Below are 12,405 nucleotides of genomic sequence, written 5' to 3'. Positions count from 1 at the left end.
TGGGGCCGATCGGGAACTCGTGGATCGCGAACTTCGACGACTACTTCTGGGGCAAGGGGCCGGTCGGGCCGGACACCCTGCCGACCGTGGGCTTCTGGAAGATCTCCGGCTCCAGCTGATCGCCCCGCCTGCCGGGCCGCGCTGCCCGGAGGACCCTCCCGCGCCTCCACCGGGGTGCGGGAGGGGGCCGCGCGGGTGGCGGGTCGACGCCGTTCGGGTGGTCCGCCGTATCAGGGGCGCCGGTCGCGGGTCCTCCCCTGTGGAACGCGGACGACGCGCGTCCCGTCCGAGGGGCGGCGGTGAGGGGTCCCTTCCGCACCTGGGGGTCGGAAGGGGCCCTTCCGGCCGTGTCCGCCGGTGGGGCCGCGGGCGGCGACGCCCGGGCGGCGGGTCAGAGGACCAGGTCGTCCGGCGGTGCGGCCACCGGCGCGCCCCGGTCGACCGGGGCGTCGGCGCCGCCGGGCGGCGGAACCCCGGCGGGGGGCTCGGCCGGCGCCCGCCGGGCGGGCCGGCCGGGCGGCATGCGGATCACCGGGCGGAACGCCTCGCCGTCGTTGTAGCGGCGCTCCAGCTCCGCCACGTACGCCGCGACGGCGGGGTTCACGATGTCGGCCAGGCTGCGCACGCCGGCCGTGGCCTCGTAGGCCGCCAGGTAGGTCGCGGCGGCCCTGGCGCGCTCCAGCACGTCCCGGTCGAAGTTGACCGTCCGCTGCACCCGCCGCCCGGTTTGGCGCCCAGCCCCGGTAACCTGATCACCGTCGGGAACCACCACCGCCACGGTGATCTCGTTCACTCCGGCGGCTGGTTCGGGCACGGCTTCCGATGGCTGGGCCATGAGCGAGCCTCCTCGGCGTCGTCACTCCGTCGGGTGCGAGCCGTTCGGACCTTTCACTGGGCCGGACGGGCCACACTGGGTTGGTCGGCGAACGAGGGGCCCGCAATATTGCGTACGGTGCGTGACCAGGAAGTTCGCAGTCGGGTGAACTGTCTCAGCAATCGGGAGAATCAAGGGCCCCAGGTTCTCCACCGGCTTCCCCGGACTCATCATGTCTGTGGTCAGATTAGACGTAATCGACCCACAGGGGAACGCTTATTGATCTACCCACCGCCAGTCGACCGATACACCTAGTGACGAAGACGTGTTCTACTCGATAGCGCACGAACCGGACGGGCACCCCTCGGCCCGCCCGGCGACGTCCTGCGTACTCAGGAGTACGAGATGACCGCCATGACCCTGGTAACACTCGCCCAGCAGCAACCGCCCGCCCTGGGCACAGGCGGGGTTCGCCAGTGGATCCTCGACAACCTCGTCCCCCTGCTCCTGCTGACGGTGGCGCTCCTGCTGCTGTGGCTCGGCGGGGGCAAGGGCGACAACGCGGGTGTCATGCGCCGCCTCGGCGGCGTGATCATCGCGCTGGCGATCATCGGACTGGCCGTGACCACGAACGCGGGCGCGAACATCGGCTCGTGGATCGCGGGCCTGTTCACCGGCGGGTGACCCTTGCGGGTACGCACTGACGACGAGGTCTACCGGGTCGACGCCGTCTGGCTCGGCCCGCCCAAGGCGACCTTCCCGTGGCGGGCGCGCTACGTCGCGTGGGGGGTCGGGATCGTGGTCTTCCTCCTGGTGACGGCGCTCCAGCGACAGCTCGGCTTCGGGTTCGACTTCATCAACACCGGCTGGGGCTTCGTGATCACGATCGCCCTGACCAGGTTCATCTGCACGCGGATCAGCCACGAACGCCCGCTCTCGTCGGTGACGGCGATGTGGGTGCGTGAGCTGACCGCGCCGCGCGAGACGACCTCGGGCAGGGGCGGCGCCGCCAGCGCCGCCCGCATCCGGGTCAACCGGGAACGCCCCCGCAGGCGTGTCACGTCGAAGAAGGGGGCGAAACGCGCCAGCGACGCCACCCGATCCCAGCAGCAGCCACGAACCCAGCAGCCCGGGCCAGATCGCCGTAAGAAGGAGGTGCGCGGTGTTCGGACGCCGGCGTGACCGTGACCGACGCTCCGCTGCGCACGTCGCCCAGCACGCCGCCGCCGCGCGCGACGACCGCAAGGTCTACAGCAAGCGCGGCCGTCGCCTGCCCGGCGAGCAGGCCGTCCCCAGCTACACCCCGTCGATCTCCGCGCGCAGCATCGACGGCCACCTGCTGCGCACCGGCCAGGAGGTCTACGCCTGGTACAAGCTCGCGCCGCAGCGGTGGTCGTTCCGCTCGGACTCGCAGCGCCAGGACCTGATCGCCGCCATCGCGGGCCAGTACGCCGAGCTCCAGGGCCGCTGGATGCACCTGCGGGTGACGACCCGGCCGTACCCGATCCGGATGTGGGCCGAGGCCCACGTGCACAACGCCGTGCGCCGGCTCCCGGACACCCCCGGCACGCTCAGCTTCGACGACTACATGGTCGGCGAGCAGCAGCAGCTGATGGGCCGCTCGATGGCGGAGAAAGAGGTGTACCTGGGCGTCCAGGTGCAGACCCGCAACATGATGGACCGCGCGGTCGAACGCGCCGCCCCCGTGCTGCGCAAGGTCTTCCCCGACGCCGTGGACGCCGAGCTGGTCGCCATCGAGTCGGAGATCGACCACCTCGACCAGGTGATCGGCTCCGCGGGCCTGGAGGGCCGCCCGGCGACGGCCGAGGAGATGTCCTGGTTGATGCACCGGTCGTGCTCGCTGGGCCTGCCCGCGCCGCGCAACCTGCCCGCCGTGCCCGGCGCGCCGTGGGAGCCGGAGGACCTGGCGTCCTTCACCGACGCCGCCGACTTCCACCAGGAGCCGTACGCGCCGACCGTCACGGTCCGCGGGCGCACCGGCTCGAACGCGGGCATCAAGCGGCACGTCGCCGTGCTCACCGTGGGCCTCATGCACGGCCTCCAGATCCCCGAGGTCGACGACCCGTGGGTGCAGCGGTCCGACCGCCTGCCCGCCGCCGTCGAGTGGTCGGCGCGCATCTACGTGCGGCGTCCCGAAGAGGTCTCCGGCGAGCTCCAGCGGCAGATGTCGAAGGTGCGCTCGCAGGTCCGGCACTACACCGACGAGCACGAGCTGGAGCCGCCGCAGTCGCTGGCCCGGCAGGCGTCCCGGGTGCTGGAGATCGACGACGAGATGACGTCGGGCTTCACCGCCCTGGGCACCCGGGTGCGCAGCTGGTGGCGGCTCGCGGTGTCCGGTCCGACGGAGCGCGAGGCGCTGCGGCTGGCCCAGGCGCTGCTCGACCTCTACAAGCCGAAGGTCGCCATCGAGCACCCCGAGGCGCAGTACGCCATCGCCCGCGAGTTCATCCCGGGCGAGGCGCTGTCGTCGTCGGCGTACCTGCGCCGCGGTTCGGTGCTGTGGGCGGCCAGCGCGGTGCCCACGGCCACGGCCGAGGTGGGCGACCGGCGCGGCATCCTGCTGGGCGAGACGGTCACGGCGACCCGCCGCCCGGTGGCGTGGGACCCGTGGATGGCGCAGGAGCTGCGCGACTCGTCCGGCCTGACCGCGATGGTCGCGGGCCTCGGCGCCGGCAAGTCGTTCCTCGGCGGCGGCATCGTCTACAAGACGCTGCGCGCCGGGGCCCACTGGACGCTGCTCGACCCGTCCGGTCCGCTGGCCGCGCTGTGCGAGCTGCCCGAGCTGCGCCCGTACGCCCGGCCGATCAACCTGCTCAACGCCCAGGCGGGCATCCTCAACCCGTACCGCGTGGTGGCCGAGCCCATGCTCGAGCACTTCATGGACGAGGAGGACCCGGAGCGGACGTGGCGGCGCGAGCGCGCGCTGGCCGCGGCCACCCGCCGCCGCCTCGTGCTCGACGTGCTCACCGGCCTGCTGCCGTACGAGGTCGCGCGGCTGCCGCAGACCCGGATCGTGCTGCTGCGCGCGGTCCGCACCGTCGGCGGCAGGCCCGACGCGCACCCCGGCCAGGTGTTCGAAGCGCTTCGCCGCGACTCGTCCGAGCACCACGAGCACGCCGTCGTCGTCGCCGACTTCCTCGACGAGATGCGGGAGCGCATGTCGCTGCTCATCCCCGAGCAGGACCTCGACCCGTACGACGAGGCGCGCGACGACCGGCTCACCGTCCTCACCATGGCGGGCCTGAACCTGCCGAAGGACGGCACGGGCCGCGAGCACTGGACGGACGCGGAGTCCCTCGGCGTGGAGATGCTCAACCTCGCCGCGTGGCTCACCCAGCGCTCGATCTACGAGCGGCCGAAGGACCTGCGCAAGGGCGTCTGGATCGACGAGGCGTTCTTCCTGTCCGAGGTGCCCACGGGCCGCGTGCTGATGAACCGCTTCGCCCGCGACTCCCGCAAGTGGAACGTCCGCGTGCTGCTGTCGTCCCAGATCCCGGCGGACTTCCTGCGCATCCAGGGCTTCGTGGCCCTGCTCGACTCGGTGTTCGTGGGCCGGCTGGACGACGACCAGGCGCAGGCCGACGCCCTGCGGCTGCTGAAGGTCCCGGTGGGGGCGGGCTACGAGCAGGTCGTGGCGTCCCTCGGGCGTCGCCCCGGCGGTGTCCGCAACAGCACCGAGCGCGACCGCGCGCCCCGCCAGTTCATCTTCGGCGACGGCGCGGGCGGCGTCGAGCGCATCCGGGTCGACTTCTCCGGACCGCACCTGGAGCACCTGCGCAACTCGCTCGACACCACCCCGGACGCCCTGCGCGAGGGCGCGGAGTCCACCGAGGTCGAGGTCTCGTCCCCGCCCCAGGACCCGTTCGCCCACGCGGAGCAGCACCCCGACGACTACGACGACGAGCTGGCGGCCGACCTGGAAGTCGGCCTGGCCGACGAACTGGTCGAGTCGACCCACGGTGAGGGAGGAAACCGCCGCAACGGGCGGGAGGGCGCGGCATGAGCACCCTCCTGCTGGCGGCGCTGGTCGCCGTCGCGCTCTACGCGCGGCGGCGGTTCAGACGTGCCCGTGACGAGGGCACGCTCACGCACGGTCGCCCGCACCGCTGGCGCGCCCTCGGCGTGGTGGTGGGCATCATCGCCCTCCAGGTCGTCATCGGGGCCACGCCGGCGCAGGCCGCGCCCTGCGGCGAGGCGCCCAACCCGGAACGCCCGGGCTCGGGCATGGTCGGCGCGATCGACCCGCCCATCGGCAACGGCCTGCCCGACACCCCCTACCTGACCTACGGGTACGCGGGCATGGTGTGGCACACGTACCAGGAGAAGTGCTCCATCCCGAACGCCACCCCGGTGCTCGACACCTGGATGGGCAACGAGCTGTTCAACGTCGGCAAGAACATCGTCGGCGCCACGAACGCCCTGCACTACACGGTCGTCGGCCAGGGCCTGCTCCAGCCGCTGGACGAGGCGGTGCGGGACGGCGTCCAGAAGGTCTACGACAACGTCTACCTGCGATGGTTCGGCCTGGTCGCGCTGATCCTCGCGGTGCTGATGTTCCGGCAGATCTGGCAGGGCGACCTCGCGTCGATCTCCAAGCGGGGCATGTGGGCGCTGGCCGCGATGTGGCTGGCGACCTCGACGCTGGCGCTGCCCCAGTTCTACGACCTGCTCGACAACACCCTCGTCACCAAGACGTCCGAGATCCAGGCGGGCTTCATCGACGTCGAGGAGGGTTCCGACACGCTCGACGTGCTGCCGTCGCGCCTGCACGACTCGGTGGTCTACCAGTCGTGGCTGCGCGGCGAGTTCGGCGCGCCCGAGGCGCCGCAGGCCGCCGAGTTCGGGCCGAAGCTGCTGGCCGCGCAGGCGTGGACGGTGCAGGAGCTGGCCGAGCACAAGGACGGCGACCAGACCGCCCTGGACGCCAAGAAGGCCGAGTTCGAGAACATCTACACCCAGCTCGGCCCCACCCAGGGCTACTTCACCGGTGACGACGGCGGTCGCACCGGCGCCGGGTTCCTGTCGCTGCTGCAAGCGGTCGCCTTCTCTCTGTTCCAGCTGTTCGCCAAGGCCGCGGTGCTGCTCGCGCAGCTGCTGCTGCGGGTGCTGACGCTCGCCGGGCCGCTCATCGGCCTGGTCGCCCTGATCCACCACGACCTGCTGCGCAAGGTCGCCCGCGCCGCCGCCGTGACCGTGTTCAACGTGCTGGTGCTGGCGGTGCTGGCGGGCACGCACGCCCTGCTGCTCCAGGCGATCTTCAACGCCACCGGCCTGACGCTGCTGACCAGGACGCTGCTGGGCCTGATGCTCACGCTCGTCTGCTTCATGGTGGGCAAGCCGATGCGCCGCATGTGGCAGATGGTCGAGATGTCCGTCGGCACGGCGGGCAACGCGCTGCCGATGCGCGGCGGCGTCCTGTCCCGGCTGCGCAAGAAGAAGGAAGGCCCCACGCCGCAGGACGAGTTCTGGGACACCGTGCGCGACACGGACCCGGACGGTCCCGAGGTGCCGCAGCGCGACCGGCGGCGGGTGCGGCCGGAGGCGGCCAACCCCGTCGTCGCCACCTCGCAGCGGCTCGACCGGGCCGGCAACAGCGTCGGTGAGGTCGGGGTCGGTGGCGGTGGCGGTGGGGTGGCGGCGTTGCCGGCCGGCGGGTACGGCAACTCCGCGGCGCTGCCGTCCGGGCGGTCGCGGGTCGTGGACGCGCCGCCGGTGGCGGACCGCGGGTGGGACCGGGTGGACGACGCGGTGCTGGTGCCGTCACGGGTCGCGAGCGGGTTCTCCCGCGTCGCGGACACCCCGGTGGTGCCCGGCCCGCGGCGGGCGGAGACGGAGGTCGTGGCGGGACGGCAGGTCCACGTGATCTACCGGCCCTCACGCGGGCTTGAGGTCAGGGACAGCTGATGCCGATCAGGACGAACCGCGGGCGCACCGCGGTCTACCGACGCCTGTGGGGGTGGCCGCTGCGGTCGCCCCGCCACCTCGCCACGGCGCTGATCCTGTTCTTCGCGCTGGTCGTCGTGGTGGGCTTCGTCATCCCCAACGCGCTCGGGCCGCGCTCCACCGCGAACCCCGCCGGCACGACGACGCCCGCGACCGGCGCCACGTCCGGCGGCAACCAGATCGGCGTGCTGCCGACGGTGACCACCTCGCCGCTGCCGACGAAGGCGCCCAGTCCCACGCCGGCGGGCACCTCGGTGCCGGTGGACCCGAACGCGCGGCTCGTCGCCGACGGGTGGATCGACGCCTACGCGGACTACCAGCCCGGGAAGACCACCAAGGAGCAGTGGCTCGACGGGCTCAAGGCGTTCACCGCGGACGAGCTGTTCCCCCGCCTCCAGTCGGTCGAGCCCGCGAACGTGCCGGTGGTGATCGACCAGGCCGTCACGGCGGCGAAGTCGTTCCCCGACTCGGCGGAGTTCGAGGCGAAGCTGGAGAGCGGCAAGCTCGTCGTGACGGTGGCGAGGCTCCCCGAGGGTTGGCGCGTCCAGAAGTACACGAAGGTGGGCTGACATGCTCAAGATCGCGTTGGCCGTCGCGGCCGTGGTCGCCGTGGTCGCCGTCACGGTGACCAACGGCGTGTCCACCGTCATCAACGAGACCCCGACCGACGAGTCCGGGCAGATCCGCATGGCCAGCTGCAACGCCTCCCTCGGGCCGTGGGAGGGCGGCAGCCAGGAGAAGGGCGCGGCGGAGGCGGACCGGCTCACCGAGGAGCAGCGGACCACGGTCGCGAACATCATCAAGATCGGCCGCGAGCGGAAGCTGCCGCCGCTGGCCTGGCAGATCGCGATCCAGGCGGGCATGACCGAGTCGGGCCTGCGCAGCCTCGACTACGGCGACCGCGACTCGCTGGGCATCTTCCAGATGCGCCCGTCGATGGGCTGGGGCACGCCGGCCGAGGTGACGGACCCGGTCTACGCGATCAACAAGTTCTACGACGTGCTGCTGGCCCTGCCGAACTGGGAGGAGCAGCGCCCCGGCGACTCGGCGCAGGACGTGGAGCGCTCCGCGTTCCCCGACCGCTACCACAACTGGGAGGCGATGGCGGCCTTCCTGATCGGCAAGGAGGGCGACGTCGTCGACCCGGCCGGGTGCGGCGAGGCCGTCGGCGACTTCCTGCTCGCGTCGAACGCGGCGGCCACCGCCATCGAGTTCACCCGGCAGCAGCTCGGCGAGCCGTACCTGTGGGGCGGCAACGGGCCCGACGCGTGGGACTGCTCGGGCATCCTGGTCAAGGCGTTCGGCGAGGCGGGCGTGAAGATCCCGCGCGTCGCCAACGACCAGTACATGTCGGGCGGCGCGCACCTGCCCGTCCGGGAGGCCAAGGCCGGTGACCTGATCTTCTGGGCCACGAACCCGGCGCAGCCCGTCACCGTGCACCACGTGGGCATGTACCTGGGCAACGACGAGTACATCCACGCGCCGCAGACCGGCGACGTGGTGAAGATCAGCAAGCTCAACTGGGACTACCACGAGTTGATGCCACTGGCCGTCCGGCCGGGCGTGTAGGGAGGCACGACGGTGTTCAACCACGACCCCATCCAGCGCCACGCCGGGCCGCCCGCGTCGAGCACCCCGACGCGGGACTACCTGAACACGCGCCCGCCGGGGGTGGACGAGGGCTACGCGGTGCTGCCGCGCTCGCTGGTCGAGGCCATGCCGCTGCCCTGGCAGCAGCAGATGGCACACCTGCTGGCCGACTTCCACCGCACCTACGCCCACCTCAACTGGCCGCTGTACCGGGTGGTGCCGTCGCGGCGGGAGCGGTTGGTCGACCTCGACGAGGAGCAGTTGGCCGAGGTGGGCGCGATCGTGGAGATCGACGCCGACGGCGAACTGGTGTACCGGGACCGCACGGGCAAGCTGATCACCGACCCCGAGCGCCAGACGGTGCTGGTGTCGGTCCTCGACCCGATCCCCGGCGAGCACGCCAACGCCAACCAGAACACGCCGCCGCGCGGGTTCCCCCAGCCGCCCGCGGTGCCGCAGCCGGCGTACCCGCAGCCGGCGTACCCGCAGTCCGGCCCCCTGCCGGTCCAGCAGGCCCCCGGGAGGCAGGCGCCGCCGCCGCGCCGGCCGTGATCCGACGGCCCGCCGCCGACATGACATGCGTGCCCGCGCATGGAAACCTGGGATCATGGCTGCTGATCCGAACGCGTGGTACTACTGCCTGACCCACCGCACGGTCGAGCACGGCGCGGGCTGCCGCGGCGCCGACCGGATGGGCCCGTACCCGGACGAGGCCGCGGCGCGGCACGCGCTGGAGACGGCGCGCGAGCGGACGAAGGTCCACGACGAGGCGGACGAGGAGTGGGACGAGCGCTGAACCCGGTCTAGGGTGCACGGCATGGTGGTGATCCGCACCGACCGCGTCCGCCCGGAGGGGGCCGAGTCCGACCCGGGGTTGGACTTCAGCGGCATCCGGACCGAGTTCGCGCTGCCCGAAGGGTTCCCCGCGGCCGCGCTCGCCGAGGCCGAGCGGGCGGTGGCCGGGGGCGTCGACCCGGCCGGGCGCGAGGACGCGACGGCGCTGCCGCTCGTGACGATCGACCCACCCGGCTCGAAGGACCTGGACCAGGCGCTGCTGCTGGAACGCGTCGGCGCGGGCTTCCGCGTGCACTACGCCATCGCCGACCTCGGCGCGTTCGTCGTGCTCGACGGCGCGCTGGACGCCGAGGTGCGCCGGCGCGGGCAGACGCTGTACCTGCCCGACGGCAACGTGCCGCTGCACCCGCCGGTGCTGTCCGAGGGCGCGGCGAGCCTGCTGCCCGGCCGGACCCGGCCCGCCGTGCTGTGGACCTTCGAGTGCGGCCCGGACGGCGAGCCGACCGACGTGCGCGTGCGGCGGGCGTTCGTGCGGTCCACCGAGCAGTTCGACTACGAGGGCGTGCGGGCTTCGTTCGACGCGGGCACGCCCCACCCGTCGGTGGCGGCCCTGCCGGACTTCGGCCGGCTGCGCCGGGAGCGCGCCGCCGACCGCGGCGCCGTGGAGCTGCAACTGCCCGAGCAGGAGATCGCGCCCAACGGGGACGGCGACTGGAAGCTCGTGGTCCGGCCGCGCTCCGACGTGGAGGCGTGGAACGCGGAGATCTCGCTGCTCACCGGCATGTCCGCCGCCAGGGTCATGCTGGACGCCGGGGTCGGCGTCCTGCGCACCCTGCCCGACGCGGACGACGGCGCGGTCGACGCGCTGCGCCGCTCCGCGCACGCCCTGGGCGTGCCGTGGCCGGCCGGCGTGACGCCGGCGAAGCTGCTCGCGGACCTCGACCCGGCCCGCCCCGAGTCGCTCGCCCTGTTCGTCGACGCCACCCGGCTGCTGCGCGGCGCGGGCTACACCGCGTTCGACGGGGAGGTCCCGCAGGTCAGCACGCACGCCGGCCTGGCGGCCCCGTACGCGCACGTCACCGCGCCGCTGCGGCGGCTCGTGGACCGCTTCGCCACCGAGGTCTGCCTGGCGGTCACCGCCGGGCAGGAGGTGCCGGACCGGCTGCGCGCGGCGCTGCCGCTGCTGCCCGGCCTGATGGGCGGCTCGGACGCGCTGGCGTCCAAGGTGGACCGGGCCTGCCTGGACCAGGTCGAGGCGTGGGTCATGGCCGACCGGGTCGGCCAGGTGTTCGAGGCGGTCGTGCTGCGCGCGGACGACAACGGCGCGGACGTGTTCGTCGCGCAGCCGCCGGTGATGGGCCGCTGCGCGGGGGAGGGCCTGCGCGAGGGGGAACGCGTGCGGGTGACGCTGGTGGAGGCCGACCCCGGACGGCGGAAGGTCGCGTTCGCCCGGCTGTGATGTGATGGCCCGGTGACTGACATTCGCGAGATCACCGTCGGGGTGCTGGGCGGTACCGGCGCGCAGGGCAAGGGCCTGGCCCTGCGGTGGGCCAAGGCGGGGCTGACGGTCGTCATCGGGTCGCGGGACGCCGGGCGCGCCGAGGCCGCCGCCGAGGAGGTGCGGACCGCCACCGGTGTCGGGCACGTCAGCGGCGCGGACAACGAGGGCTGCGCGTCGCAGGCGGACGTGGTGCTGGTCGCGGTGCCGTGGGACGGGCACGCCGACACCGTGGCGTCGCTGCGCGAGCAGCTCGCCGGCAAGGTCGTGATCGACTGCGTGAACCCGCTGGGCTTCGACAAGCAGGGGCCGTTCGCGCTGCCCGTGCCCGAGGGCAGCGCCGCCCAGCAGGCCGCCGCGCTGCTGCCCGACTCCCGCGTCACGGCCGCGTTCCACCACGTGTCCGCGGTGACGCTGGCCGACCTGTCGGTCGAGACCGTCGAGGGCGACGTGCTGGTGCTGGGCGACGACCGCGAGGCCACCGACCTGGTGCGCGCGCTCGCCGACGCCGTGCCGGGCTTCCGCGGCGTCTACGGCGGCCGGTTGCGCAACGCCCACCAGGTGGAGGCGTTCACCGCGAACCTCATCGCCATCAACCGCCGGTACAAGGCGCACGCCGGCCTGAGGATCACCGACATCTGATGCTGCCCGTCGACGACCTCGGCGAACCGGTGCCGCTGCCCGGCCCGCCCGCGCGGGTGGTCAGCCTCGTGCCGTCGCTCACCGAAGCCCTGGTGTCCGGAGCCGTCGACCCGACCGCCCTGGTCGGCGCCACCGACTACTGCGCGCACCCGGCCGACCTGGACGTGTCGCGCGTCGGCGGCTCGAAGTACCCGGACGTGGACCGCGTGCTGGCGCTGCGCCCGGACCTGGTGGTGGCCAACAGCGAGGAGAACCGGCCGGAGGACGTCCAGCGGCTGCGCGCCGACGGCGTCCCGGTGTGGGTGACGGCGGCGCCCGCCACCGTGCCCGCCGCCCTCGGGTCGCTGCGCCGGCTGCTCGGCACGGCGTGGGACGTCGAACCCGGCTGGCTGGTGGAGGCCGAGCGGCTGTGGCGCGACGTCACGCCGCCGTGGGCGCGCGCCGTCGTGCCGGTGTGGCGCAAGCCGTGGGTCGTGCTGGGCCGCGACACGTTCGCGGGGGACGTGCTGCTGCGCCTGGGCGTGCTCAACGCGTTCGCCGGGCACGCCGAGCGCTACCCGAGGCCGCCGCTGGCCGACCTCCAGGACGCCGAGCTGGTCGTGCTGCCCGACGAGCCCTACCTCTTCACCCCCGACGACGGGCCGCAGTTCTTCCCCGGCCTGCGCCCCGTGCACGTCTCCGGGCGACACCTGACCTGGTACGGGCCGTCCCTGGTGGAGGCGCGGGCCTCGCTGGCGACGGCTCTCGGCCGGTAGGGGCCGCCCCGGCGTGCCCGACCCCTCGACGGGCACGACGGGGCGGCGGTCCCACCAGCGCTGCCAGGGCCCGTCGTCGCGCTCGAAGGTGCGCAGCCCGAACTCCCCGCTGTCGTCGAGCGCCCGACCGGTGGCGGCGTTGTGGAACCGGTCGACGTAGTCCTGCGGCGCGGCGGCGGCGAGGGCCAGTGCGGCGGGCGACGAGACCGGCCCGGCGATCGTCCACTTCCCGCCTACCGCGGCGCGGACCCACGCCAGCCGGGTGCTGGCGCTCCACACCCGCACCGGCGACGGATGTGGCAGGGCTTCGACCTGACCGCGCCGGGCTGGTACACGGCCTGCCTGGG

13 protein-coding genes are annotated in these 12,405 nt (G+C 73.4%); 12 read left to right on the top strand and 1 reads right to left on the bottom strand.

The features are described 5' to 3' along the window. The first annotated feature begins 8 nt into the window (after positions 1 to 8). Positions 9 to 119, top strand: coding sequence for a hypothetical protein (locus tag CKY47_RS37265; RefSeq protein ID WP_472909121.1), 111 nt, complete (start codon positions 9 to 11; stop codon positions 117 to 119). A gap of 272 nt (positions 120 to 391) precedes the next feature. Here the strand turns inward: CKY47_RS37265 and CKY47_RS36460 are convergent, their stop codons facing one another. Further along, positions 392 to 715, bottom strand: a complete 324-nt coding sequence (locus CKY47_RS36460; RefSeq protein ID WP_306750946.1) for a ParB family protein — start codon at positions 713 to 715, stop codon at positions 392 to 394. Positions 716 to 1,219: 504 nt separating this feature from the next. Here CKY47_RS36460 and CKY47_RS36455 point away from each other — a divergent pair. Genes CKY47_RS36455 through CKY47_RS36405 form a run of 11 tightly spaced genes read left to right on the top strand, consistent with a single transcriptional unit; the run spans position 1,220 to position 12,058 of the window. After that, positions 1,220 to 1,498 (top strand): hypothetical protein, encoded by a 279-nt coding sequence (locus tag CKY47_RS36455; RefSeq protein WP_077008017.1) that lies wholly within the window; start codon positions 1,220 to 1,222, stop codon positions 1,496 to 1,498. A 3-nt stretch (positions 1,499 to 1,501) separates the two neighbouring features. Continuing rightward, a complete protein-coding gene (locus tag CKY47_RS36450; RefSeq protein WP_306750945.1) occupies positions 1,502 to 1,996 on the top strand; it encodes a hypothetical protein in 495 nt (164 codons plus the stop codon). Further along, positions 1,977 to 4,838, top strand: a complete 2,862-nt coding sequence (locus CKY47_RS36445) for an ATP-binding protein (RefSeq protein WP_371320802.1) — start codon at positions 1,977 to 1,979, stop codon at positions 4,836 to 4,838. The genes CKY47_RS36450 and CKY47_RS36445 overlap by 20 nt, the downstream gene beginning before the upstream one ends. Beyond that, positions 4,835 to 6,739: a hypothetical protein gene (locus CKY47_RS36440; RefSeq protein ID WP_306750944.1), complete on the top strand. Its 1,905-nt coding sequence runs from the start codon at positions 4,835 to 4,837 to the stop codon at positions 6,737 to 6,739. Before CKY47_RS36445 ends, CKY47_RS36440 begins: the two co-directional genes overlap by 4 nt. Further along, positions 6,739 to 7,347, top strand: coding sequence for a hypothetical protein (locus tag CKY47_RS36435; RefSeq protein ID WP_306750943.1), 609 nt, complete (start codon positions 6,739 to 6,741; stop codon positions 7,345 to 7,347). Before CKY47_RS36440 ends, CKY47_RS36435 begins: the two co-directional genes overlap by 1 nt. Position 7,348: 1 nt before the next feature. Continuing rightward, a complete protein-coding gene (locus tag CKY47_RS36430) occupies positions 7,349 to 8,347 on the top strand; it encodes a C40 family peptidase (protein ID WP_306750942.1) in 999 nt (332 codons plus the stop codon). A gap of 12 nt (positions 8,348 to 8,359) precedes the next feature. Then, positions 8,360 to 8,920 (top strand): hypothetical protein, encoded by a 561-nt coding sequence (locus tag CKY47_RS36425; RefSeq protein ID WP_306750941.1) that lies wholly within the window; start codon positions 8,360 to 8,362, stop codon positions 8,918 to 8,920. A gap of 55 nt (positions 8,921 to 8,975) precedes the next feature. After that, positions 8,976 to 9,164 (top strand): hypothetical protein, encoded by a 189-nt coding sequence (locus CKY47_RS36420; protein WP_306750940.1) that lies wholly within the window; start codon positions 8,976 to 8,978, stop codon positions 9,162 to 9,164. A gap of 21 nt (positions 9,165 to 9,185) precedes the next feature. Beyond that, positions 9,186 to 10,622 carry an RNB domain-containing ribonuclease gene (locus CKY47_RS36415; RefSeq protein WP_306750939.1) on the top strand — a complete coding sequence of 479 codons (1,437 nt, stop codon included), beginning with the start codon at positions 9,186 to 9,188 and terminating at the stop codon, positions 10,620 to 10,622. A gap of 12 nt (positions 10,623 to 10,634) precedes the next feature. After that, positions 10,635 to 11,303, top strand: coding sequence for an NADPH-dependent F420 reductase (gene npdG, locus CKY47_RS36410; RefSeq protein WP_306750938.1), 669 nt, complete (start codon positions 10,635 to 10,637; stop codon positions 11,301 to 11,303). Then, positions 11,303 to 12,058: a helical backbone metal receptor gene (locus tag CKY47_RS36405; RefSeq protein WP_306750937.1), complete on the top strand. Its 756-nt coding sequence runs from the start codon at positions 11,303 to 11,305 to the stop codon at positions 12,056 to 12,058. The genes npdG and CKY47_RS36405 overlap by 1 nt, the downstream gene beginning before the upstream one ends. Positions 12,059 to 12,405 lie beyond the last annotated feature (347 nt).

This window comes from Saccharothrix longispora, assembly GCF_030852425.1.
Classification (GTDB): domain Bacteria; phylum Actinomycetota; class Actinomycetes; order Mycobacteriales; family Pseudonocardiaceae; genus Actinosynnema; species Actinosynnema longispora.
Note: the sequence above shows the minus strand (reverse complement) of the source record. Positions and strands in the feature narration are given on the sequence as shown.